The following is a 25,091-nucleotide window of genomic DNA, read 5'->3' as shown; positions in this document are numbered from 1 at the left end:
AACAGAAATGCAAGGATAACTGAGTGGCCTTTAACGATACCTTTAGATTGAGCAGCCACGCGGTTATCACTAATGCGCAGGGACAAGTGCTGTTGCTTAAGGCCAATTATGGTAATTTTGCTTGGGGTTTGCCCGGTGGCGCACTTGAGCCCGGTGAAACGATTCACGAGGCCTTAGTGCGCGAATGCCAAGAGGAATTAGGCTTAAGTGTGCAGGTTAACTATTTGAGCGGCGTGTATTATCACAGCGCCTATCAATCCCAAGCCTTTATTTTTCGTTGTGAACTGCTATTGCCTGATGGGCCTGATGTGGCAAAAAATGTGGCAGAAGACGAGTCTCTGCCAATCCACTTAAGCCACGAACATTCAGAGTTTGCCTTCCACGATATCGACACCCTTAGCGCAGTTCAGCAGCAAAGAATTAAAGATTGCCTCAATTTCAATGGGGTTGTCATGAGCGCAAAGTTTTAATGCTTTACTGGCAAACCGCCGGCCGTTAATCGGCTTGGGTTTGCGCGAGCAAGGTTTCTAAGCAGTGTTCCTTGATCCCGTAATAGGCTTTAATGTCAGCTATTTGCGCGAGGATTGCGGCGCTGTCTTTCTGATTGTGTTGTGGCTTTTTAACGGCCAAAATCATCTTATTTTTATTGGTATGTTCTAGGCTGATAAATTCAAACACCTTAGTCGCATAACCGTTGGCTTCCAAAAATAGCGCACGTAATGAATCCGTCACCATTTCAGCCTGTTGGCCCATGTGCACCCCATATTGCAGCATAGGTTTAAACAATTCTGGGCTGTGCATCTGTGGGCGAATTTGTTTATGGCAGCAAGGCGAACACATGATGATGTCGGCATTGGCGCGAATACCATAATGAATCGCATAGTCAGTGGCGATATCGCAGGCGTGCAGCGCGATCATCACATCGGTTTGTTTAGGTGCGTGGGTTCTCACATCACCGCAGACAAACGACAATCCTTGATGATCCAGCGTTGCCGCGGTTTCATTACATAAATCGGCCAAGGCTTGGCGTAATTCCACCCCAGTCACCTGCGCATCATTGTGTAGGCTGTGGCGCAGGTAATCATGGATTGCAAAGGTGAGATAACCTTTACCAGACCCAAAATCGACCACATTGATCGGTTGGTCATTCTTGTGGGGTGAGGCTTCGAGTGCTTGGCTGAAAACCTCAATAAATTTATTGATTTGCTTCCATTTGCGCGACATCGCAGGGATAAGATTATGTTGGCTGTCCGTCACCCCTAGCTTGGTCAGGAAAGGCCGTTCGATATCCACAAAACGTTTTTTCTCACGGTCATGTTCTAACGGCGCCGCGACGGCTTGTTTAACATTATGTGTACTGATTTGGACTTTGCCTTTTTTGCTGATCTCAAGCTGAACTTCTGCCTGCGCCGTAGCTAAGTGGGCACTTTTAAAATCGCTACCGAGTAACAGTTTTATGCTAGCTAACCCTTCGTCATAACTCAGGTTTTTAGTGATGTGATTCGTCTGGTGTTGGTACACAAACGACAGCATAGGTTCATTTTGCAAACTGATCGGCCGAATCGTAATGCGCTGCAGGCTTTTATCTGCCCCTCGGTACTTACTCAACAATAGTTTGATCAGACTATTCTTCGCCAAGCTGTCAGCCAAAAGCTGGTAAAAATCATCAAAAGAATTAAGCGCTGAATGGGACATTATTGTTTCCGAAAAAGTAACCAAGAAAAACAGGGTGAGTATTCTAACCGCGATCCGCCGCTACCTAAAGTTATTCTCATCGAGAAGGGGCTTTGGGGCAGAGCTTCGCTGCTGATCTATCTGTTGAAATTCGTAATCTTGTGTCGGTTTTTGGCAAGCGGGATGTTGTCCCAACTCTTGTTTGAATTATTTAATCAAAGTCAAAGTCAACGTCAACGTCGTGGGGCTTCACCCCACACCCGACCAAGGAGGACTGCTCGTCCTATCCTCCTTGGATGCTCCATGACGCCCCCAACGGAGTTGAAAGCCCCTTGTGCTCATTGCCAAATTTGCTATCGCTTCCGAAGGATGCGTCCCTGCACCTGCGAAAGCTAGCTCGCCATCCATGGCGAGACTCACGCAATTTGTCTATTCGCCCTGCGGCAACTCCGAGGGGATGGCGTATTCCTTTGATTGTTGAGTTGTCTGTTGGCCACTTAAAGCATTGAAGAGTTGTGGATGTCTTGTTTCACCGTTAAAGTGTTAAACTCATTGGTTATTTAACTAAGCGTGCCGTCATGATGCACTTCATTCCCAAAAGCATAATATGATAACAAGAACCCTATTTTTTATAGCGCTAATTCTATCAACAGCAGTAAACGCTTCAGAGAACTCTCAGACAACATTAAAATCGGCAGACGAACTTGTCACAGTAGAACAACTTTCAATACAGCTTAAAGAGCTTACAGCAAAGCTTGAGGCTGTATCTAAAGATAATACTGAGCTTAAAAATTCTATTATTCCAAATATTGAGGAAGCCAAAAAGCAAGTTACTCAAATTAACCGGAAAAATACAGAGATAGCTCAATATCTTAAAGAACAAAAAGTTAACTATGAATCGCTTGAAAAGAGAGATGTCGATTTACATCTTTTTATGGACTCACCTGACAAACCCGCGTGGATTAATTTTGGGGCGGCGATAGTTAGTATCGTAGGCTCGATTGGACTCTCACTCTATTTTCTTCATCGGACTCTACGAAGAGAAACAGATAAGCAGGTTGAACAAATCGAAATAGATGCAAGTAAGCGTATGGAAGAACATCTCGAACTTCTTAAAACTCAAGAGAAACAACATAATGATTCATTAGAAAGCAAAATTCAACTTGCTAAAAATGAACAGAAAGAACGTCACAAAGTCGTAATTGACGAATTTCGTCAAAAGTGGATTAACACCTTTCGAGATGAAGCTAGTAGTTATGTCAGAGTCGCAATTCAACTACTCTATTTCTATAAAATCGAGAAAGATATGCTTGAGATAGTTAAACATTTGAAAAGTGCTGAAAGACGGTGCGCTGTGTTTCGAGCTAAATTCCGTGAAGAAAATAGCGGATTGCCGCGAATCCTCTCTGAAGAAAACAATAATGATTATAGAGAATTAATGATTTACGAGAGGCAAGCAAGAGAATATTTTGACAGTGTCAAATCCACGTATGCAGAGCTTAAGAAACTTGAATCTGAACTAATTGAAAAGACTGTTAAGATTAGTTTTATGCTTAACCCAGATAAAGATGCAAACAGTTTAAATGATAAAGCTTTTGATAATAAGATTTTAGGATTAGTTACCTTTATAAATAATGCATTTATCTCAGAGGAAAGGGTATATCAAGCTCTTACAAACGAATCTCGTATCAAAGAAAAACTCGCAGAGTTTCAGCGCATCGTACCCTTAATGCTCAAAGCTGAATGGGATCGAGTGCAGAGAAAACAGCAGTAGTAAAAAATGATGAGACTATAAAATTTTCTGTGCAGGAATTAACGAGCCATCTATCTTTAAATTTACAGAGTGTATGCTCGTAAGAAAGGGTTCAGATTACTATCGGGGTTGGTAAGATTAAGCACTGTCATGGAAGTGACCGTTGACGGCATGGATGCCGTCGTCGAGCCCTCAGGGATGAGTTAATGGCGTGTCACTGGAATGACAGTGCTTAATCGCTGAAACAGAATGATGAACACCCTCTCTATGAGTCATTAATACAGCCTTGTATTTGTTCAATTCCTACCCTAAAAACAAAGTTCTGTTACCGAAAAGCTGGATTCCCGCCCACAAGCATTGCGTGAATGACAGTGCTTAATCAATGTCGTTCGACATCAGTGCAAATCAAGGTGCGGCATCATGTCATTCGTCTTGTGGCCCTTGTCTAGTGGATCAAACGCGCAGGCGGGTTTTCTTCTGTTATAATGCCTCCTCGATTTTTTGGAGGCGAGAATGGACGTATCTTCTTTACTAGACGGCCTGAATGATAAGCAGCGCGAGGCTGTCGCGGCACCGCAATCTAGCATGTTAGTGTTGGCGGGCGCGGGCAGTGGTAAAACTCGGGTGTTGACCCACCGCATTGCGTGGCTGATGCAGGTTGAACAGCAGAGTCCTTACTCGATTCTTGCGGTGACATTTACCAATAAAGCTGCGGCTGAGATGCGCGAGCGAGTTGAAAAAGTCGCTGGCACAAATATGGGCCGCATGTGGATTGGCACGTTCCACGGCTTGGCGCATCGCTTGTTGCGCACTCACTTCCAAGATGCGGGTTTACCGCAAAGCTTCCAAATCCTCGATTCTGACGATCAAGTGCGTTTGATCAAACGTATTCTTAAAAGCCTGAATTTGGATGAAAAACAATATCCTCCACGCCAAGCTCAGGGTTATATCAATGGTAAAAAAGACCAAGGATTACGCCCTAAACATATCGATGCGGGCGGTTTTCCGCTTGAGCAGAACCTGTTAAAAATCTATCAGGTTTACCAAGAGTCTTGTGACCGCGCGGGTTTAGTCGATTTTGCCGAAATCCTGTTACGTGCCCATGAGTTATGGCTCAATAAACCGCACTTGTTGGCCCATTATCAAGACAGATTCAAGCATATTTTGGTGGACGAGTTTCAAGACACCAACGCGATCCAATATGCGTGGATCCGCGTGCTCGCCGGTCAAACTGCCAATGTGATGATAGTGGGTGATGACGACCAATCGATTTACGGTTGGCGCGGTGCTCAGGTTGAAAACCTACACCGATTCTTAAAAGATTTCCCGAGTGCGACCACGATTCGCCTCGAGCAAAACTATCGCTCGAAGGGCAATATCCTTAAAGCGTCCAACGCCTTAATCGCCAATAACCCAGAACGTATGGGCAAAGAGTTGTGGACGGATGAAGCCGATGGCGATCCGATTTCGCTCTATTGCGCCTTTAATGAAATGGACGAGGCGCGCTTTATTGTCGGTCGAATTAATGATTGGCACGAAAAGGGCGGCAACCTCAGTGATTGTGCGATTTTATATCGTTCTAACGCTCAGTCGCGGGTATTGGAAGAAGCCTTATTACACAAAGGGTTAGCCTATCGCATCTACGGCGGTTTACGCTTCTTCGAACGCCAAGAAATTAAAGATGCCATGGGTTACCTACGGCTGATTAATAACAAAGACGACGATGCGGCGTTTGAGCGTGTAGTGAATACGCCGCCCCGTGGCATTGGCGATCGCACTTTGGATATTTTGCGCTCCACGGCGCGCCAGCATGAATTAACCCTGTGGCAGGCGAGTGTGCGTTTGCTCGACGAGAAAGTGCTTGCGGGCCGCGCGGCAAATTCTGTGCGTGGTTTCATGGACTTAATCATGACACTGCGTGAAGACACCCAAGATATGGTGCTGTATCGCATGGCCGATACAGTGATCCAAGCGTCGGGCCTTAAGGCCATGTATGAAGCTGAAAAGGGCGAAAAAGCCCACGCTAGAATCGAAAACTTAGAAGAACTCGTCACGGCGGCGCGAACTTTCGAAATGCCAGAAGAGCTGGAGGACATGGGCGAACTTAACGGTTTCCTATCTCACGCGGCGCTCGAAGCGGGCGAAGGCCAAGCCGATGCCTTTACCGATGCGGTGCAGCTAATGACGCTGCATTCTGCCAAAGGGCTAGAGTTCACTATGGTGTTCATGGCGGGTGTCGAAGAAGGGATCTTCCCGAGTAAAATGGCGCTCGAAGAGGGCGATAGACTCGATGAAGAACGCCGTCTCTGCTATGTGGGCATGACCCGCGCCATGGAAAAACTCTACATAACCTATGCGGAATCGCGGCGCATTTATGGCCGCGAAGATTACGCTCGGCCGTCGCGTTTTATCAAAGAGATCCCGCCGCAATATGTGGATGAAATCCGCCTCAAGGCGCAGGTTTCAACGCCGATGGCGAATAATCGTTTTAGCGCCCCAAAATCGGCTGCGACAAACGATACCGGTTTTAACGTCGGCCAAAGAGTCAATCACCCTAAATTTGGTGAAGGTAAAGTGACCAACTTTGAGGGCAGCGGTGCCCAAGGGCGAGTACAAGTGAGCTTTACTGACTTTGGCAGCAAGTGGTTAGTGGTGGCTTACGCTCGGTTAGAGGCGCTTTAATGCCTGCCCTGAACGCGATGAATGTCAGCTTTTTATGACACGCTTTCAGGGCGTAAATTCGCATCGGGAGAAGCATGGGTATATGATGCTAATCCTGAAACCGAGTGGAAACTTGAGGGTATTGGGAGTACCTAGTTAATGAATTTAAAGCAGAAGTGGGATGTGTATTCCCGTCTTACTCGAATCGACCGTCCCATAGGTACGCTATTGCTGATGTGGCCATGCTTGATGGCGCTGATGTTAGCAGCGGGTGGTATGCCAGATCTTAAGGTATTGATCATCTTTATTATTGGCGTGGTGATCATGCGTGCCTGTGGCTGCATTATTAACGACTATGCCGATCGCGATCTCGATTCTTTTGTGGAACGAACTAAATCTCGGCCGCTGGCCAGTGGTGAAATCAGCACTAAAGAAGCCTTGATACTGTTCGTCGTTTTAGGTTTATCTGCTTTTGGTTTAGTCTTATTACTCAATGGATTAGTGGTTAAATTATCCGTTGTTGGTATTATCCTCACTATCATTTATCCCTTCACTAAACGCATCACCAATATGCCGCAGATGTTTCTAGGCGTGGTGTGGAGTTGGTCTATCCCTATGGCTTACGCCGCGCAGACGGGTGAAGTGCCCATCGAGGCTTGGTGGTTATTTGCGGCCAATTGGTTTTGGACTGTCGCCTACGATACCATGTATGCCATGGTCGATAGGGATGATGATTTAAAGGTGGGCATTAAATCCACTGCAATTTTGTTCGGTAAATATGACCGCCAAATCATAGGTTTATTTCAGCTTGCTGCGCTGGCTTGTTTTATCGCCGCCGGTTGGAGCGCCGATCGTGGTTTACTCTATGGCCTAGGTTTACTGACTTTTGTCGGCTTTAGTACTTACCAGCAAATGCTGATCTTTGACCGCGAACGAGCCCCTTGTTTTAAAGCCTTCCTCAATAACAATTGGGCAGGACTCGCATTATTTGTTGGGCTGGGCGCCGATTATTTAGTTTAGTGAGCATTATTTTTGCTGTGGTAGATCCTGATGGATCATCCACTGATTCTGTGGCGCTAATATTTGTTCTAAATCAATCTGGTGGATGTTGTCTTGGGAGATGACCTTGATAACTGGGCTCACTCTGTGGGGATAAGGCGCACCTTCGAGTGCGCGTACCGCGAGATCGATGGCAATCCGAGCCTGCAATACTGGTGAGTCGCTGACCGTCGCGAGTAACTGTTTTTTCTGCACTAATTCTATGGTCTGTGCATTCGAGTAGAACGCGATGACCTTTCCCGTTTTATTCCTACGCCCGTCTAAATAGCGCGCCGCGAAAGTGGCAGCAACTGCATTGGCGATCACATAATCTACACTTTGTTTAGTAAGCACTTTTCGCACTAAATCAGCTTGAATAAATAACTCCGTAGTGCCAAACCCTCCTTCAATCGTGTCGAACTCTTGTTTGGCTGCCGCCCGCCTAAATCCTTGTTCTGCTGCTATAACCCAAGAGGCGTCCTTAGGCCCTGGAAACCAAGCAACTTTAAGTTTCACTGGCGCTTTATCGACAGGGTCTCGTTGCTGCGATGCAACATACTCAATCGCCGCCGCAGACATATCTTCAAAGCTGACTAAGGAGCGACTCGTGAGTTTGTCGGTCGCGATACCATTCACTAAATCAATAACAGGAATGCCCGCAGCAGAGAGTTGTTCGATATCCGCAATCAGTCCGTCAGCCGTATTTGCAGCAATAATATAGGCTTGAGCTTTGAGGGCTTGGCAATCATAGAGTTGTTGTTTTTGTTGCTCAATATTGTCATATCCTCCAGCATCATAAATGCCGAGAGTTACACCTTGGCGCTCGGCTTCCTGCGATAACCCAAAGGCGACGCCCCACCAATATTGGTCTTTACCATGGGGAAGTAAGGCGCAGATCCGCCATGCTTTTTTGGCTTGAGTGAGTGGTGTGTATGCCGTTTTTTTGCCATCAGCAATCACATCGGCGGGATACCAAGTTGCCTGCACTGCAAAGGCGAAAATATAGAGGATTAAGGTGAGGCAAATCCTGAGGGAGTAAGCGAAGAATGCAGTAAAGTGCATAGGATCATCATGTTAAGTTAACAATAGATTAAGCAGAGATGAATGATCCATAGTTGCTAAGTCGATGCTAAATAAAGCTGATTTATTCTTAATAACCAGTGCCATGAAGTGTTCTGGCACTTTTATGATGGGCTGCAGAGTGGTTGAAATTGTAGGGTCGTCTTACATTAGCAGGCTTTACGCTTTGACTTGTTCACTGAATGCTTAAGTTTACATTTCACGCTTAAGGCTTAATTGCCACAGCTGGTTTTTGCCATAGTGCTTAGTCTATAGTCATTGGTTTATAGTGGTTTTTTATGATCAATTTCATGCTTAGGTAACAAGGAATCGTTATGTTTATTCCGTCAGGATTTGCACGGGTTAGCCCGTATATGATGATCGCTGATGCCGATAGTTTAGTGGTTTTTTTTACAGCAAGCCTTTGATGCTAAAGCGCTACATATTTCCCGTCGGGCTGATGGCAAAATAGCTAATGCACAGATGCAAATCGGCGACTGTTTATTTATGTTGAGTGAGGCGAGTGAAGCTTTTACGCCTATGCCCGCATCCTATTATTTATATGTGGAAAATGCTGATAAAACGGTGGCTCAGGCACTCGCCTCTGCGGGTGAATTAGTGATGGAAGTGGCGAATATGCCCTATGGCGATCGCCAAGGTGGAGTGCGGGATCCCGTGGGCAATCTGTGGTGGATCTTCCAGCGTTTAGCCGCAGGGCCATATCAGGATTGAGCATCAAGTGATAACAAGTCAAAGGAGGTGATGTATGCCGTGCCAGTTAACCCGATTATTTGGAATCGAATTACCGATTATTCAAGCGCCGATGGCGGGTGTTCAGGGCAGTGCCTTAGCGATAGCTGTGTCGCAAGCGGGTGCGTTGGGATCTTTGCCCTGCGCCATGTTATCCCTCGAAGCCTTAGATACCGCTTTGACACATATTCGCACCCAGACGACTAAGCCCATCAATGTAAACTTCTTTTGTCATCACGAACCTGAACCGCAAGCAGCGAAACAAGCCGCATGGCTTAATCAACTCGCGCCTTATTTTTCTGAGTTGGGTGTCAATCCTGATAGCCAAACCGTGGGGGCACAACGTGCGCCATATACCAGCACCCAGGCTGAAGTGTTAGCTAAATTTAAACCTGAGGTGGTGAGTTTTCATTTTGGCTTACCAAATGAAGATTTGTTGCTGGAGATAAAGTCTTGGGGTTCAAAAATCATTTCGACAGCGACAACTGTAGAAGAAGCACTATGGCTAGAAGCGCGTGGTGCGGATGCGATTATTGCGCAGGGTTTAGAGGCAGGAGGTCACAGGGGGCATTTTTTATCCGATGATTTAACCGAGCAGTTAGGCACTTTTAGTCTATTGCCGCAAATCATTGCCGCCGTTGATATTCCTGTTATTGCTGCGGGTGGCATAGTCGATGCCAAGACAGTGCGCGCCGCTATGGCGATGGGCGCTTCGGCGGTACAAGTGGGGACGGCATATTTACTCTGTCCCGAATGCACCACCAGTGATATTCACCGCGCCGCCCTGCAAAGTGAGGCAGCGCAGCATACGGCTCTGACTAACTTATTCACTGGTCGACCCGCCCGTGGAATTATGAATCGTTTTATGGCAGAGCTTGGCCCCATCAATAATGCCGCACCGGATTTTCCGCTCGCCTCAAGTGCCGTCGCAGTATTGCGAAGCGCCGCTGAACAACAAGGATTTGGTGATTTTAGCCCACTTTGGTGCGGCCAAAATGCAACAGGTTGTCAGGCGATTCCCGCCGTAGAACTGACGAGGCAATTGGCGTTAGGTTTGATGGTCTAAGATATTGTTGGATAGGTTATTAATACTCATTGTTATGCTCATCAAGGCTTACATTTAATATGGCTAAATTAGCGGCTTGTTAGTTTATACTCGTCGTTTAAAGGTTGGTTGTTGGTGAGAATGCCGCTTCTTTTAAATTATGTTTTTTTCTGTACAAATGGCTGCAAATCACTGGCGCTATAGTCGTGGGTGCGAGTGAGCTATAGATTTAAGGAAAACAATATGTTGTTACGTAAAATCATTGTTATGTGCCTTGCCGTTATGAGTTTTGCTACGTTTGCGGGCAATAAAACCTATCAAGATATCGCACTTAAAACCTATCCAGATCAGCAGCAAGTGACTTTAGCCAGTGTTGCGGGTGACAAGCCTATATACCTAAAGTTTTGGGCAACCTGGTGCCAACCTTGTATGGAGCAAATGCCGCATTTTGAAGCCCTGCAGAAGAAATATCAGGACAAGATTAATATCATAGCGGTGAATATCAATATTAATGAAGAGCTGCCTAAGATTGCTGACGTTATTGCGCGTTTCGGGCTCACTATGCCCGTGTGGTTGGATAATGAAGGGGAGTTAGGTGTGGCTTTAGGTTTGGTCGGCACACCCTATAGTGTATTAATCAATCGTGCTGGTGATGTGGTTTACACTAGCCATGAGTCTGATGCCAATTTAGATAAATTTATCGATATGTTGGCGAATGGCCAAGAGTTGACTGCGCAGACAACGGAGGCACCCAGTGCCGAACAAACAGCTAAGTTACTGAAACCTTGGGAACAAGGTGAGCATTTACTTTTTTTTACCGCAACATGGTGTGATTGGTATTTGGCTGATAGCCGCCCAGAAATGTCTAAAGAGTGTATTGCCGTTCAAAAAGGTTTAAATAATCTCGCGCAAAAAGTGCCTAATAAATCGTGGCACGGTGTGGTCAATCACTTGTGGACAGACGATAAAGCGCTCGAAGATTTTAAGCAGCTTTATCAAACTCAAGTCGATTTTAGTATCGATGAATTAGGTGTGTTATTTAATCATTTTAAAATCCGCAATATTCCTACTTTACTGTGGGTTAAGGATGGTAACGTTATTCAGCGTATTACCGATTTTAGCCAGCCAGAGAAAGTAGTTGAGCAGCTTTCGGCTCAATAAGCTCATTCCAAATGTTAGGCCTTTGATAGATATCCAAAGGCCTTTTGTCTTCAAAGATTGAATAGATACACAGCTCAATATTCGGTGTTAAAGTCATTGCCCATGGGAAGCACTGCGCAATAAACTGATTCGTAGAACGAGTTGGTTAAGCGTTAACCTTGTTTGGTGTAATGCAGAGTGTTTTCCATTTTATCGTTGAATTTTATTGTGGGGGGTTTTAGCACTATGACGCCGATTTTCAGTAATGCCGCTATTGGTCGTAGTTTGTTGGTTTTGCTCTTGTGTGCTGGCGTATTCTTTTTTATCGATTTTTTAGTGCCCGCCTTAGCTGCATTGATTGTGTGTTTTTCAAGTTGGCCTCTCTATCAAAAACTATTGGCAAAATGCGGTGGTCGCTCGGCGTTGGCGGCAACCATTGCCCTATGTTGTATTGTGCTCGGGCTGATTATCCCGCTGGTGTTTGTATTTTCCTATGCGTTACAAGAGATTAGAACTTGGGTTGATTGGTTGGTGTTTACTAACCAACACGGTTCGCCCGTGCCCTTGTGGATCAAAGATTTACCTTGGATGGGTGAATGGTTAACCCTGCAATGGCAGCAGTTTATTGGTGAACCCCATGAATTAGGCCAAATTATCAGTGCCATTAGTGGCCAGAATTTGAGTGGCATTTCCCGTTGGGTGCTGCAATTGGGTTGGAATACTTTAGGGTTGTTGTTGACCTTACTTTTTATGCTGATCACTTTGTTTTTCCTCTATAAAGATGGTCCGCAAGTGGCTAAGCAGTTGGATATCGTGGGTGAGCGAGTGCTGCCTGCTCGCTGGCATAGTTTTTCCCGTGTGGTGCCTGCAACAGTCAGTTCTACCGTGATAGGTATGACGCTTATCGCAATTGGTGAGGGCATAGTGCTGGGGATTGCCTATTGGATTGCGGGAGTACCTTCGGCCGTGGCTTTTGGGGTGTTAACCGCCTTTATGGCCTTGGTTCCCGGCGGCGCGCCAACCATGTTTACCTTGATTTCACTCTACCTTGTCGGCACTGGCGATATGACGGCGGGGGTCGGCTTGTTTCTTTGGGGCAGCATAGAGCTGTTTATTGTCGATAAAACCTTAAGGCCTAATCTTGTCGGTGGGCCGATTAAATTGCCTTTCTTACCGACTTTTTTCGGTTTGATCGGCGGCGTAAAAACCATGGGTTTTGTCGGTTTATTTGTTGGTCCAGTATTGATGGCCCTGCTGGTGGCCATTTGGCGTGAGTGGTTAAGGGAAGAGCCCGAAACGATAATGGATAAACAGGAGGATAAATAGTCGCTAAAGCTTCATTTCTCTAAGGTATTTTTGCGCTCATCGGTGTAAAACCACCAAGGTTTAGGATCTTCACCTGCCATAAAACGGGTGATGGAGATAAACACATCGAGCATGCAGGGGTCGTGTCTTTTGCCCGTTTTGTCGCACAGCGTTTGATACAGCTCGTAGGGGTTTCTATCTAACAGCTGCTCAGGCTTATCTATGCCAAGCAAACGTAAATCCGCCGCACAGGCTTTGCCAATATTGGGTAAATCAGTCAATTGCTTAACCTCGGCACGCACGACTTTTGCTGGATTCATTTTTATCTCTTGGGGTGTAGTCATACTTGATAGATTAGTCTATTCGCCCACAGTTAACCGCGTTAACCTGTTAAGATATTTCGCCTTCCTTGGCAAAATCGGTGTTGCACTTCTAACGCTTTATTAAGGTTACAGTTTTTCTATATCAACATTTAAGCTATTAAGATGTTCAAGCAAAGCTGGATTGACATTATTATCCACTTTTCCGCCTAAGTACTTACCAAAGAAACGTTCAGTCGCAATTATCGAGGCGAGCTTGTTGGCACGTTTGATAAATCCATGACCTTCATCTTTGGCGAGTAAGTATTCAACGGGTAACGATTTTTGGTACATCTTTTTCGCAATATTATCTGATTCAACTTGAGTCACTCGCGGATCATTCGCTCCTTGGATAAGCATCAGCGGTGCTTTTATGTTATCGACAAAATTAATTGGGGAGCGGTTCTCCATATCTTGTTTTTGTTCAGGAATTAACGGGTCTCCCACTGATTCAAACCATTGACCTAAATAGGGGCGCCAGTAATCGGGGAAAGACGCCATTAGCGTGACTAAGCTTGACGGCCCCACATAGGCGATCACAGCTTGGTAAAGATCTGGGGTAAAAGTCGCGCCGGATAAAGCCGCATAACCACCGTAAGATGCGCCAAAGATCCCCAAGCGATTTTTATCCGCAATCCCTTGTTCGACCAAGTAATTTGCACCATCAGTCAGGTCATCTTGCATACTGCCAGTGCCCCAATTGTTATTGCCTAAGTTGAGGAAGTGTTTGCCAAATCCTGTCGATGCGCGAAAGTTTGGCTGTAACACGGCATAACCACGGTTGGCATAGAACTGAGCAATCGCATGGAAGTAACCAGAGTCTAGCGCCCAGTAGTCCCGAGCCCAAGGGCCGCCATGGGGCAGAATGATGGTGGGTAAATTGCGCTGGTTTCCCTTTGGTAATGTCAAATAAGCCTGAATTTTTACACCATCCCTTGCGGTATAGACTAGGGATTGTCTGGGTGATAACAGTTCTGGTTGTATGCTTGGAGGAATATCCGCGAGTAAGTGGATATCACCATTAATGGCATTGTATTGGTAATCTAAGCTCGATGCCCTATCGCTCGCGACGTTGATCTGCCAGAGATTATTTTTCTCGTTACGTTCGGTAATGGTTATTTCAACATCTTGATTAAAATGCTTATTGATCACATCCCAGTGCTTAGCAAACTCAGTATCAAGTGGATAGGTTCTTAAGCGCCCGCCGTAATAGGAAATGGCTAAAGGTTCACCAGCATCGTTAAACAATACCTGATAAACATCCGCTTCATCCTTAGGATCTTTATGTAAGGTTTCATATTTTCCCGTCATAAGATCAACTTTGAGCAGTTGTTGTTTATCCCGCTCACCGATGTTGGCACTGATATAGGCGAGTTTTTTCGCATCGTTTACTTTTAAGATATCAATGCTTTCACCCTTAGCTGTGTGGATTATTTTACGCCAAGTGCCATCAATGAGTGTGTAGAGGCTATAGCTGTTATCTAGATTAGTGCTACTGCCAATAACGGGATGCCCTTGTTTGTTAAACTTCATTTGCACCAAGTTTAAGTGGTTTTCAAAAATAGGCGTTAGCTTGCCATCATGGGTGTTGAGCCAATAGATATCCATCCGACTCGATTCATCGTGGTTCGCCATCACAACCAGCTGCTCAGGGTTATCCTTGGGCTGTTCCATGACGCTGTATTTCACCTTGTCATTGTGCGTCAGTTGCTGCTCTTTTGGCTCTATTTTGCCTTGGGGAGTTTCAAAGCTGAGTTTAAAAATTTGGGTGTTTTCATTTCCCCCTTTATCTTTCATAAAAAAGAGCTCGTTACTGTTTGATGACCATTCAAATTCTTTAATGGGTTCAATGGACTGCGTTAAGAGTGTCGCACTTGCAAGATCGCTTTTATCCGCCATTACATAAATATTGCTCGCACCTTGGTATTCCTTTGTGAAGGCTAACCATTTACCGTCGGCGGACATTTTTAAATGGTGAATATTTTGCTCATTGAAAAAATCTTCGATGGGAATGAGCGGCACTTGGGCTTGCTGGCTGTTAAGCCTATCCGTATTGGCTTTTTGCTCAGTGGTTGAGGTTGAACAGCTTGCGAGTAGCATAGCGGCAATAGCAGCACTGCATAACTGGCTTGTGAAGGAGGATAATCGCATTGTTGTAACCTTGAGTTGTTAGAAGTGACATCATGTTAATACGAAAATTAATTATCGTGAAACAATAAAATTATATTTCTTTGCAATATATTTTACCGAACGAGTATACTAGCCAAGGTTAAAGAGCACTGGGATTGGATTAAATTTAGGATTGAGTGATGAATAAAAACATAGAAAAGTTAATAAAAATCAGTGCATTTTTCCGGTGGGTGATTTTGTTGGCCGCTACGATTGTGGTGGTGTATCTGGGTTATAGCTACTTAGTCCATGATGAGATACGTTTTGGATCGAATAATGGATTGTTCCAAGCGCTATGGGTATCGCCTGATGCGAGTCAAACCTTGTTGCTGTTAATGTTAAGTCCATTGTTTATCACGTTTTTACTGGGTGTTTATTGGCTGCAAAAATTATTAGCCTACTATCAAGACGGCTTGTTTTTTAGCGACGAAAGTATGCATTGTTATCTGTGGTTGGTTTGGCTTAAGGTTGCCGCCTTAGTGATAGAGATACTGCAAACCTTAGGCGTAGGTTACTATCACAAGTCGCTTTTTGAGGATACCCGTATCGACTTGGCGCTCGATTTTGGCAATATCACCACGATTTTATTGATGTTGCTGATTGTTTATTTGCTTAAAGCTGCCCGAGATTTTGAGGCAGAAAACAAAGAGTTTGTGTAATTTTGGACATTATCGTTAATTTAGACGTCATGATGGCGATACGGAAGGTGAGTTCTAAGGAGCTTGCCAAAGCGGTTGGCATTACCGAAGCGAATTTATCCCTGCTAAAACGTGGCAAGGTGAAAGGCGTGCGTTTTGAAACACTGGCGAGTATTTGTGAGTACCTGTCGTGCCAGCCTGGGGATATTTTAGAATATCGTAAGAGTGATACATCGGACTGAGTTCTGCCGTTTTAGCCTTGTTCAACGCATCCTAGGACGCACTTAGTTAAGTGCTATCCTAGGCTTGCCGTGGTTAGGCTTTAACCAGTGTTGTCAGATCCGCTGGGCGGTAGTAAACCGATTTTAGTACCTTACCTTGGCGAACCACTTTACCTGCCATTTCCACATCTTTAGCGCATTTCGCTATGATGAAATCACCTTGCTGACTACCGACAATTTCAACACCTTGCTTGGCATAGAAGGCAATGGTCTCGGCCAGTTCTTGCTCGTTACGGCACACTTTACTCATATTGCTCGAGTGGACTTCATCCCAGCAGCTAATAAAGTCGATTTCACGGTTTTGAGCCACGCAAAGCAATAAGTCAATCAGGTAACTGATTTCGAGTCTGTCCGTCATTGCTTGCGCGCCTAAGTGCACTAGACGGCCCATTAACACGTATACAGAATCTACTATGGCATCGGCCTGTTCGATACGGCTATCGGCTTCTGCAAGTTCAGTTAACTCCTCAATAATCAGTGAAGTATGTAAGGTGTCGGCCTTGTCATCTAAAGAATCAACATCATTAACGGGCAAGTCGAAGGTGCTACGAAACTCACTGATATCACGATATAAGTGGTCATAAATAGGTTGAGTTAAGCGGGTGAGTTTCATCTGATTTGCCTTGAAATAAAGAGTTTGGCGGCAATTTTAAAGAAATGCGTCGCAGAATACAAAGATGGGGCAGAGATAAAAATACCCGCAGCCAAATAGGCGGCAGCGGGTTTCGGCAAATTTTGGCGGATGACCGAATGGAGAAATATATTGTGAGCCTGTGTTACTTGGTGATTATTGGCCGTATTTTGCAATCAGTTGATCAAGATAAGGGCCAACGTCTTTATCAGCCCAATCGAGATATCCCCGCACAAAACCGACAAGATTACCTTTAGTATCAAAAATATAACTGGCGGGTACGACATTCGCGGGAATGATTTGTTCTATGTTTTGCTCTGGGTCAAGCCAAGTGGCGTAGCCGCTAAAGCCATGTTGGTTAAGAAAAGGGCGTACATCTTTAGATTCTTCATCGATAGAGATTGGAATGATGGCGATATTCTTCCCTTGATACTGCTGCTTAATTTTTTGGAGTTCTGGAATTTCCCTTAAACAGGGGGCGCACCAGGTTGCCCAAAGATTGACTAAAACTAATTTCCCTTGGTGCTGTTTTAGGGTTTGGGTTTGTCCTGATTCATCAATAAAGGGAACTTCTGGTACGCCGCGTGCGTGCTGCATTTCTATAAAACCAGTCATCACTAGGGGCTTAGGGAGGGGCTCTCCTGTACTGTAAAGTTTATTGTCTAGTGAGTGGGCTGAGCTGCTATTAGAAAACAGACCCAAACACGCCAGTAGAACAAAGGGAAAATAGTGTAATTTCATCTGGTTATCCTTTACTTTTAAATAGTCGTTTGTGTTTTTCTACGGGTTACCAATGCGAGACACAACCCAACACCAAGCACTAATAACAGCAGTGGCCCAAACCAAAGTGCGAAGGTGGAGGCTTTAAATTCAGGTTGATAACGGATTTTTTGACCATAGCGTTGCACCATAAAATCGATAATCTCATCTTGGCTTTGCCCCTGTTCTAGCATCGAGAATATTTGTGCTTTGAGCTCGTGGGCGATTGGCGCCTGTGATTCAAATAGGCTCTGATTCGTCGCCATAGGGCAACGCAGCACTTTACTGATATCTATTGCCTGTTGCTGGTAGGAAAGGCTTGATATGGGCTGAGCTTGCGCGACGGATAAGCATGGGATCCCTATCCCACATAAGGTGATAGGGAGCAGTAAGACTAAAAAGCGCAATATTGGATTCATTAGGCAAGTGTCTCCTGTGGTTTGTGATGGGATAGGTTACCTAAGGTTGTTAAATCAGCTTGGTAGCTAAAATGGCGAGTAGGCCAAGCGGCAATCGCTCCACCTAGCATCATTAATAGCGCACCAAGCCAGATCCAACTCGCAAGGGGTTTATAGCTGATGCGGATAAGGTATTCGCTGTCACTTAATTGCAGCCCCATAGACACATAAATATCCCGCCAGAATCCATGATCGATACCCGCGTGGGACATTTCCATCCCATTGCTTTTAAAGGTTTGGCGTTGCGGCCTAACGTAACCGAGGATCACTTCATCATTCGCACCATCGCGGATACTGATATTGGCTTGGATTGCCGTAAAGCTGTTGGTTTCGACATTCTCAGTGCTTTCATACACTAAGATATAACCCGCCAACGGTTTACCTTGGCCAGGGCCCATTCTGAGGAGGGCTTCCTGTTCAAAAAAGGAGACGGATGTTGCACCAATAATAGTGATAGCCACCCCAAAGTGGGCGAATAGCATGGCTATAAACCCTTGTTTTGATGATTTAACGGGAGGATTTAAGCCGTGCTCATTGCGGTTTTGGGTTAATTGACGGGCATATATTCGTCTACCCAATCCTGAGGCTGCCAATATCGTGAGCAATAAACACACTAGCAACCAAAGTGCTGCGGCAGTGCCAAGGAGTAAAAATAAGCTACTGCCCGAGGCGGCCTGTAAGCTTACCCAGCCAGCGACGGCTAATATCACTAGGCTAGGAATGAGCAAGGAAGCGATACGAGTCTTTGAGGCATTTTGCCATTGCGCTATTTGCCATTGCACTATTTGCCATTGCGCTATTTGCCATTGCACTAAGGGCGCAATGCCCATTAACAGGACAAGCAAGAAAGTGAGGGGGACAAATATAGCGTTGAAATAAGGGGCCCCCACTGAAAGTGTACCTAAATCGAGTAGCTCATAGATCAAAGGGTAAAATGTACCGAGTAATACGGAAAACCCTGCTACGACTAAGATAACGATCCCGAGCAGTAACAGCGTTTCCTTACTGAAAAGCGCGAAAGTCACATCCTGTTTTAAATGGTGGGCTTTGAGTGCAAAAATGAGTAACGCAGCCCCAACAAAAATCACTAATAAGCAGAGGATTGACATGCCACGGGTCGGATCGGCGGCAAAGGCATGTACCGATTGCACTATGCCGGAGCGCACCAAAAAGCTGCCGAGTAAACTGAGTGAAAATGCCAATAAGCACAGCAGTAAAGTCGTGAGTTTAAAGCCATGAGTATGTTGAGTGAGAATGAGGGAATGCACTAATGCTGTTGCCACAAGCCAAGGAATAAAGGAGGCGTTTTCTACCGGATCCCAAAACCACCAGCCACCCCAACCCAGTTCGTTATAGGCCCACCAAGATCCAAAGGCATTGCCGCCCGTTAGAAACACCCAGGCTAATAATACCCAAGGTCGTAAATAGTTAATTTGACGGGTATTAAAGCCACCACCGAGCAGTGATGCTAACGCTGCGGCAAAGCAAACAGTGAGGCCAACATAACCAAGAAAGAGCATGGGTGGATGCAGTATGAGTCCTATGTCTTGCAAAATAGGGTTAAGATCTCGCCCTTCAATCGGAATGTTAGGTAATAAGCGGGCAAAGGGATTAGAGGTAAAGAGTAAAAATAAGTTAAAACCAAGGATCACTAATGCCAAAATGGCCAACAGTCTCGCAAAATACAGGGCGTCTTGGTATTTATCGCTGGCCTTATCTTGAGTGCAATCCGCCATCTTTATGCGATAACTGATGATCGCGCCCCAAAGGGCAATCGCAAATATCCAAAACAGCATTGACCCTTCGTGGCTGCCCCAAACGGCGGCCACTTTATAACCCAATGCTAATTGGCTATTCGAGTGGTTTGCGACATAAGCAACAGAAAAATCATCAGTGACAAAGCCATAAATTAAGCAAAGAAGTGAAACAAATACCGAGGTAAATATAGCTCTAAAGAGTATCGGGCTTAATCCTACCAGATAGGCATTATTCTGCTTAATACCGATTAAAGGTAGTGCTGCAGAAAATAATGCCAATACGCTAATGATGATCAGTAATATATGTCCAATTTCTGGAAGCATAGTTGTCATTTATTATGCCTTAGAATAATGTGGTCGCGGTAATATAGTGTTTACAGTTGGCTATTTTACCTATGTGATTTTCACATGCTGATTTTTATTAAATTCGCTCAGAAACTTGAGTTATTTTCTTGTGATTTTAAATTTACATATAATCTTTTCGTAGTAAAAGTCAGTTTAATCACAAGCTTTAATCACTGTTGATTTTAAGATTAGTCGAGTTTTGCATTTAATAATGTGATCTTATCCGTTATTAAATCATTCCTTTTTACGCTTGATGTTATTTTGAAAAATAAAACGCATTTTTAGTTTTTTTTATAACTGAAATGTGCTTTTTAACTTCTAAAAAACAAATGACATTAATTTTATAAGTTATTGTATTTTATTTGTTTTAATTGATTTTATTCATCTTGATTTATCAGCGCAAATTTAGTGTGCTCTAGCTCTGATTTTTAATGGTTTTTTGCCTCCACCATGCTGTAACTGGTCAATTGTTTATGTCGCTCAGTGAGCAATTAGGTTCAGTGGAAAATATAAAACTAATGATAATTAGGAGTGAATGATGAAACGATGGAAATCCAAAATAGCACTCAGCGTGCTGTTTTGTTTAGGTACTATCGTCAGTGTGGCCGGAATAGCATCCGATGCTAAACCGGGCGAGGTAAAGCCTGGCTATGGTAATAAACAACAGAGTGCGGAAGCTCAGGGAATTATGGCTAATCCCGATCTAACACTAGAGTCCCGTGGTGTAAGAACACTGCAGGATTATATTGTTCAGGAAAAAGAGTTGTTTGATTTTCTTTTTGAAAATCATCCGGTATTTAAATATGCCGAGCAAGGTCGTTTAAAAGGAACCTATAAGGTCAGTGATCGTGGTGAAGAATACTTACACGGTGGTGATAGCCAAAAATATAGCCAACATCAAGAGGGCAATCGCCCTATGGCATTGCAATATCGCCTTGGTGCCAAGTCGATTTTGGATTTCCCAAATAAGTTTGTTGGTCCTGAAAAATGTGGTGAGTGCCACGGTCCACAATATGAAAAGTGGAAACGTTCACGCCATTCAAAAACCTTACGTTTTCCGGGGAGTCATCCCGAAGTCGATAACGATTTAAATAAAACCATGTATGGCACTAAGGATACTTCTATCCTGCCAGACGGCATTACCCCTGATGCAATTTATGCGACTGTGGGAACACCAAGAACCAAATACGGCTTTATCGACAGCTACTTAGTACGCGGTACTTTCCATGTGAAAGACGGTTTACTCAAAGATGGTACTGGCACTATGGTCGCCGGCGGTAACCAATTCTCCCGTGGTTGGGCTGAATGGTTAACCCCTGAAATGGCGAAGAAAATTCAGAAAGTTATTCCTGAATTTCCAACTAAAATGGAAGATTTTGGCGCGAGTGGTTCACACCAATGGGGTATGAGCTCCTATGGTGCTAAATACGAGAAGGAATTCTTATTCCAACCTGCGAGTTCCTATTGCGAAATGTGCCACACCTTTAAGTTTGATTTTAAAACTAAAGATGAGTTTTTTGCAGCCCTTGGTAATCCTAAAGAGCTCCAAAAACATACAGTGTCACTCGGTATTACCTGTGAAGAGTGTCATGGCGCAGGTGGTCATTTAGACGGCGGTATCGGTGGTGGTATGCCTTCTAACTGTGAGCGTTGTCACCAGCGTTTTAACTTCGTAGAAGAACTTGCGCAAACCCCACAGGGTAAAGAAAAACTGGAATATGCCTTTAACGTGAAGATGAAATCTTCGTGCCCATCTTGTGGTACAGAAGGTTCGCAAATGTTTGCCTCATCTCACTACGATAAGGGTATGCGTTGTTCTACCTGTCATGATCCACACGAAGTGACTGATGGTGATTGGAAATCCGGTATTACTAAACCAAAACTCATCAAAGAATGTACCGATTGCCATACGGCACAGGCTGAAATTGCGAGTAATACCAAGACCCACAGTAAACAAACTTGTCAAAGCTGTCATATGCCAAACATGGGTAGTTGTGAAAACTTCACCGCGATCCAGTTCCCTGATATTGCCGGTTTCGACAACGTCCGTAAGTCGCACATGTGGAAAATCGATGTCGATCCATTGCGTAAGACGCTTAACCCACCTGAAGGTAAGTCTCGCGACTCATCCACTAAGGGCTGGACTGTGGCGAAGGACGAAAATGGCCATAACTACCTCGATCTGATGTGGACCTGTGCTCGTACTTCCGCTTCTGATCACGATGTAGTGGATAACAAAGGTTGCCATAGCCAATTCCAATCTAAGTTGGGTGAGGGTCTGCACTTTAAAGATCAACAGCAAATCTACGGTAAAGTTCAGAAGTGGCAAAAACCAGTGAAAGAAACCTATGACAAAGTAGAAAAAGCCCTTATTAGCATCGATAAGTCGCCCAATATGGCGAAGTTATCGGTAGAAGATAAGACGCAAGTGCTGTTGTTGACCGATAAAGCTCAAGATGTCCTCAAGCTGATTAAAGCCGATGGTTCATGGGGTGTTCATGGTGCGCGTTACTCACAAAAACGCTTAGATGCCGCCTTGACCTATGTGACCCAAGCCCAAGCCATTATTGATGGTAATGCGCTGAGTGCGAAGAAAATATAATTTAACTTGAGTCCTAGTTATCCCCGACACCTTTGGGTGTCGGGGAATATGAGAGCCTAATTATGCATAACATGCTTCGTCAAAGTGTAAGCCGAATATTGATGGTGTTGGCCTTAGGCGTGACTGCGATGCCAGTCATCGCCGGTGGTGGCTCAGAAATGTCTGAAGTGCCCTATAACGAAATCCAATTAAATCCCATTTCGATGATGGAAGCGGAAACCTTAGTCGGCAAGCAAGGCGTTTATTTTTTCGACGTAAATACACTGGAGATATGGGCAGAAGGTTTTATCCCCGGAGCGGTTTTTTTCAATGTTCAGAATTGGAGAGAGTTGCTTCCAAAGAATAAAGATGCAGTCATGGTGTTTTACTGCGCTAACCGCCTTTGCACCAGCAGCAATATGGCGGCGAGAGAAACCATGAAGCTAGGTTACACAGGTGTGCGTCATATGGCCGATGGTATTTATGGCTGGCGTATGTCAGGTCGAGTAACAGAAAAACCTTAGTAACACACAGGACCGATGTTTTATCGGTTTGGTTTGCAGGGCCAAAAGGCGAAACCCACAGGGTTAACATTGTAGAGAACATAAAATGAAAACACGTATGCCAACTTCTTTTATCCCCAAAAGCATCACAGTGGCGACCTGCGCCGCATTATTTGTTTCGGTAGCCAGTTTTGCTGGCACAAGTTTGAAAACCGATGCAGATAAAACCTCTTACAGCATTGGCGCTTCTATTGGTAATTACATTTCTGGTCAAGTCTACAACCAAGTTGAATTGGGTTCAGAGGTGAATGTCGACTTAGTCGTGCAAGGTTTTGTGGATGCGCTTAAAGATAAACAGCAATTAACCGATGAAGAAGTGCTGACCTACCTGAACCAAAGAGCAGAACAACTCAATGCCGCAAGAACAGTCGTTGCTGAAAAACAAATGGCAGAAACTAAAAAGGCAAGTGCGGCATATCTTGCTGAAAATCAAAAAAAGTCTGGCGTTAAAGTCACCGCCTCAGGTCTTCAATACGAAGTCTTAACCCAAGGTAAAGGTCATAAACCCAATCCAGAAGATGTGGTCACAGTGGAATATGTTGGCACTCTTATCGATGGGACTGAGTTTGAAAATACGGTTGGGCGTAAAGAGCCCACTCGCTTTGCATTAATGTCGGTGATCCCCGCTTGGGAAGAGGGATTAAAGTTGATGCCTGTGGGGTCTAAATACCGTTTTGTGGTACCAGCAAGCCTTGCCTATGGCACTGAAGCTGTAGGTATTATCCCTCCAGAGTCAGCACTTATCTTTGAAATTGAACTGAAAAATATTGAGAAACCCAGCGAAATTAAAGAGATGAAAAATAAAAAGATGATGCCTGCACACGGTTAATCAGGCTCCTAAAACGAGTTGTTTGGAGAGTGAAATGGAGACTGGAATGGTGAGCTTAGGACTAGGCATTGGCATCAGTTTACTGTTGTTTGTTGCTTACATTTACTGGCAACACATGCGTCTAAACCTAGTCATGGGAATCGCACAGTTGCCAAACATGTCGAGCAAAGTGCCCTTTGCGATGGGAATCGTCCTAGTGCTGCTTACCCTTGCTATCTACAGTCAAACAGGCCGTTTTAGGGATTGGGATCAAGGTCGGATTGATGAAAATATTGATTATTTAGTGGCGGCTGAGATCACCAAAGCCAGTCGTTGGGCTCAGAGTGAGCCGCAAAACACCTTGGCACTTATGTCATTAGCTCAGGCTTACAATGCGGGAGGTTTGTACTCAGATGCGGTGCTGACCTTAGATAAATTACTCGAAATAGGGGGAGAAGATGCCGAAGTGTTAGGGGCAAAAGCTAACGCGCTTTATTACCGTGAGCTTCGGCAAATGACACCTGAAACCCAAGAGGTGATTGCCAAAGCATTAGCACTCTCTCCCTTTGAGCCTCAAACCCATATGTTACTCGCGGCAGATGCTTACTTGCATGCTCGTAACCAAGAGGCCATTGACCATTGGCAGCTTTTGCTCAAACACAATGGGGACAGTATCAACCGTGAAGCAATCGATAATGCGATTGCAAAAGCACAAAGCAAAATGAATGAAAGATGAAACCCGTTCTATCAACCCTCGCCGTAAAGATCTGTCCCTGCAAGGAATCTGGCGAGGCGTTGATATTTTAATAAAAGGATAAATAGGATGAAGAAATACTATGCATTGTTGCTGTTAGTACCCTTGCTATTTGGCTGTAATAAAAGCGAGGCCACAGACCATGTTCATAAAGCCGAGATGATCCACGAGCATGACCGTTGTCATTTATGCGGCATGGTGATCACTAAATATCCTGGACCTAAAGGGCAAGTGCACCTCAAGGCTGAGAAAACGGTACCTAAGTTTTGTTCGGCTCGCGATATGTTCAACTTTGCATTACAGCCTGAAAATAAAAGACAAATTGATTACATGATGGTGCATGACGCGGGCACGACCGATTGGGATCAGCCAGACGATGGCGCCTTTATTGATGCTCAAAGTGCCTTCTATGTTTACGGTACGACTAAGAAAGCTGTGATGGGACCTGCCGTTGCCCCTTTTAGTACCAAAGCTGCCGCCGAAGCCTTTGCTAAGGAATACGGTGGCCGAGTGCTGAGATTTGATGACATCACCTTAGAACTGCTCGCGGGTGATAAATAAGG

Annotated in this window: 23 protein-coding genes; 15 read left to right on the top strand and 8 right to left on the bottom strand. The window is 44.7% G+C overall.

Annotation, left to right across the window (positions count from 1 at the left end; all coding sequences use genetic code 11):
- Positions 1–23: 23 nt before the first annotated feature.
- Positions 24–470 carry an NUDIX hydrolase gene (locus L5M51_RS05170; protein WP_263171875.1) on the top strand — a complete coding sequence of 149 codons (447 nt, stop codon included), beginning with the start codon at positions 24–26 and terminating at the stop codon, positions 468–470.
- A 25-nt stretch (positions 471–495) separates the two neighbouring features.
- Here L5M51_RS05170 and L5M51_RS05165 read toward each other — a convergent pair whose 3' ends face one another.
- On the bottom strand, positions 496–1,695 hold the full coding sequence (locus L5M51_RS05165) for a class I SAM-dependent methyltransferase (RefSeq protein WP_263171874.1): 1,200 nt from the start codon (positions 1,693–1,695) through the stop codon (positions 496–498).
- Positions 1,696–2,281: 586 nt separating this feature from the next.
- On the opposite strand from L5M51_RS05165, the gene L5M51_RS05160 reads away from it, so the two are divergent.
- The 3 genes from L5M51_RS05160 to ubiA all read left to right on the top strand — a co-directional run bounded on the left by L5M51_RS05160 (position 2,282) and on the right by ubiA (position 7,108).
- Positions 2,282–3,448, top strand: a complete 1,167-nt coding sequence (locus tag L5M51_RS05160; RefSeq protein ID WP_263143161.1) for a hypothetical protein — start codon at positions 2,282–2,284, stop codon at positions 3,446–3,448.
- A 492-nt stretch (positions 3,449–3,940) separates the two neighbouring features.
- Positions 3,941–6,109, top strand: coding sequence for a DNA helicase II (gene uvrD / locus L5M51_RS05155; protein WP_219234786.1), 2,169 nt, complete (start codon positions 3,941–3,943; stop codon positions 6,107–6,109).
- Positions 6,110–6,247: 138 nt separating this feature from the next.
- A complete protein-coding gene (gene ubiA / locus L5M51_RS05150) occupies positions 6,248–7,108 on the top strand; it encodes a 4-hydroxybenzoate octaprenyltransferase (protein WP_168827752.1) in 861 nt (286 codons plus the stop codon).
- A 6-nt stretch (positions 7,109–7,114) separates the two neighbouring features.
- Here ubiA and torT read toward each other — a convergent pair whose 3' ends face one another.
- On the bottom strand, positions 7,115–8,188 hold the full coding sequence (torT, locus tag L5M51_RS05145) for a TMAO reductase system periplasmic protein TorT (protein WP_263171871.1): 1,074 nt from the start codon (positions 8,186–8,188) through the stop codon (positions 7,115–7,117).
- A 441-nt stretch (positions 8,189–8,629) separates the two neighbouring features.
- On the opposite strand from torT, the gene L5M51_RS05140 reads away from it, so the two are divergent.
- The 4 genes from L5M51_RS05140 (at position 8,630) to L5M51_RS05125 (ending at position 12,446) form a co-directional block, all read left to right on the top strand.
- The gene (locus tag L5M51_RS05140; protein ID WP_411569243.1) at positions 8,630–8,917 is read left to right on the top strand and encodes a VOC family protein; all 288 of its coding nucleotides are present in this window, start codon (positions 8,630–8,632) and stop codon (positions 8,915–8,917) included.
- A gap of 34 nt (positions 8,918–8,951) precedes the next feature.
- Positions 8,952–10,001, top strand: a complete 1,050-nt coding sequence (locus L5M51_RS05135; protein WP_263171868.1) for an NAD(P)H-dependent flavin oxidoreductase — start codon at positions 8,952–8,954, stop codon at positions 9,999–10,001.
- 222 nt (positions 10,002–10,223) lie between these two features.
- Complete coding sequence (locus tag L5M51_RS05130) at positions 10,224–11,141, top strand: redoxin family protein (RefSeq protein WP_263171865.1); 918 nt, start codon at positions 10,224–10,226, stop codon at positions 11,139–11,141.
- Positions 11,142–11,366: 225 nt separating this feature from the next.
- The gene (locus L5M51_RS05125) at positions 11,367–12,446 is read left to right on the top strand and encodes an AI-2E family transporter (RefSeq protein ID WP_131524227.1); all 1,080 of its coding nucleotides are present in this window, start codon (positions 11,367–11,369) and stop codon (positions 12,444–12,446) included.
- A gap of 11 nt (positions 12,447–12,457) precedes the next feature.
- On the opposite strand, the gene L5M51_RS05120 is transcribed toward L5M51_RS05125, so the two are convergent.
- Positions 12,458–12,745 carry a helix-hairpin-helix domain-containing protein gene (locus L5M51_RS05120; protein ID WP_131524228.1) on the bottom strand — a complete coding sequence of 96 codons (288 nt, stop codon included), beginning with the start codon at positions 12,743–12,745 and terminating at the stop codon, positions 12,458–12,460.
- Positions 12,746–12,874: 129 nt separating this feature from the next.
- Positions 12,875–14,935: a S9 family peptidase gene (locus L5M51_RS05115; protein ID WP_263171864.1), complete on the bottom strand. Its 2,061-nt coding sequence runs from the start codon at positions 14,933–14,935 to the stop codon at positions 12,875–12,877.
- A gap of 158 nt (positions 14,936–15,093) precedes the next feature.
- Between L5M51_RS05115 and L5M51_RS05110 the strand changes: the two genes are divergently transcribed.
- Complete coding sequence (locus tag L5M51_RS05110; RefSeq protein WP_063883683.1) at positions 15,094–15,612, top strand: DUF2975 domain-containing protein; 519 nt, start codon at positions 15,094–15,096, stop codon at positions 15,610–15,612.
- Between the two features lie 2 nt (positions 15,613–15,614).
- Positions 15,615–15,833: a helix-turn-helix domain-containing protein gene (locus tag L5M51_RS05105; RefSeq protein WP_063883682.1), complete on the top strand. Its 219-nt coding sequence runs from the start codon at positions 15,615–15,617 to the stop codon at positions 15,831–15,833.
- A 73-nt stretch (positions 15,834–15,906) separates the two neighbouring features.
- Here the strand turns inward: L5M51_RS05105 and L5M51_RS05100 are convergent, their stop codons facing one another.
- From L5M51_RS05100 to L5M51_RS05085, 4 genes are all read right to left on the bottom strand, one after another.
- Positions 15,907–16,485, bottom strand: coding sequence for a nucleoside triphosphate pyrophosphohydrolase family protein (locus L5M51_RS05100; protein WP_105250355.1), 579 nt, complete (start codon positions 16,483–16,485; stop codon positions 15,907–15,909).
- A gap of 174 nt (positions 16,486–16,659) precedes the next feature.
- On the bottom strand, positions 16,660–17,244 hold the full coding sequence (locus L5M51_RS05095) for a TlpA family protein disulfide reductase (RefSeq protein ID WP_263171862.1): 585 nt from the start codon (positions 17,242–17,244) through the stop codon (positions 16,660–16,662).
- Between the two features lie 17 nt (positions 17,245–17,261).
- On the bottom strand, positions 17,262–17,681 hold the full coding sequence (locus L5M51_RS05090; RefSeq protein WP_105250353.1) for a cytochrome c-type biogenesis protein CcmH: 420 nt from the start codon (positions 17,679–17,681) through the stop codon (positions 17,262–17,264).
- Positions 17,681–19,810, bottom strand: a complete 2,130-nt coding sequence (locus tag L5M51_RS05085) for a heme lyase CcmF/NrfE family subunit (RefSeq protein WP_263171860.1) — start codon at positions 19,808–19,810, stop codon at positions 17,681–17,683. The genes L5M51_RS05090 and L5M51_RS05085 overlap by 1 nt, the downstream gene beginning before the upstream one ends.
- Positions 19,811–20,360: 550 nt before the next feature.
- On the opposite strand from L5M51_RS05085, the gene sirA reads away from it, so the two are divergent.
- The 5 genes from sirA to L5M51_RS05060 all read left to right on the top strand — a co-directional run bounded on the left by sirA (position 20,361) and on the right by L5M51_RS05060 (position 25,089).
- Positions 20,361–22,424 (top strand): dissimilatory sulfite reductase SirA, encoded by a 2,064-nt coding sequence (gene sirA, locus L5M51_RS05080; protein WP_263171859.1) that lies wholly within the window; start codon positions 20,361–20,363, stop codon positions 22,422–22,424.
- A gap of 62 nt (positions 22,425–22,486) precedes the next feature.
- Positions 22,487–22,927, top strand: coding sequence for a rhodanese-like domain-containing protein (locus tag L5M51_RS05075; protein ID WP_028761786.1), 441 nt, complete (start codon positions 22,487–22,489; stop codon positions 22,925–22,927).
- Positions 22,928–23,012: 85 nt separating this feature from the next.
- Positions 23,013–23,795 (top strand): FKBP-type peptidyl-prolyl cis-trans isomerase, encoded by a 783-nt coding sequence (locus tag L5M51_RS05070; protein WP_263171857.1) that lies wholly within the window; start codon positions 23,013–23,015, stop codon positions 23,793–23,795.
- Between the two features lie 34 nt (positions 23,796–23,829).
- A complete protein-coding gene (locus L5M51_RS05065; protein WP_251071121.1) occupies positions 23,830–24,510 on the top strand; it encodes a tetratricopeptide repeat protein in 681 nt (226 codons plus the stop codon).
- Positions 24,511–24,597: 87 nt separating this feature from the next.
- Positions 24,598–25,089, top strand: a complete 492-nt coding sequence (locus L5M51_RS05060; protein WP_219251001.1) for a nitrous oxide reductase accessory protein NosL — start codon at positions 24,598–24,600, stop codon at positions 25,087–25,089.
- Positions 25,090–25,091 lie beyond the last annotated feature (2 nt).

The sequence above is a fragment of the Shewanella sp. SM73 genome, assembly GCF_025653795.1.
GTDB lineage: Bacteria > Pseudomonadota > Gammaproteobacteria > Enterobacterales > Shewanellaceae > Shewanella > Shewanella oncorhynchi.
The sequence above is the reverse complement of the archived record's forward strand: the minus strand, read 5'-3'. Positions and strand labels throughout refer to the sequence as shown.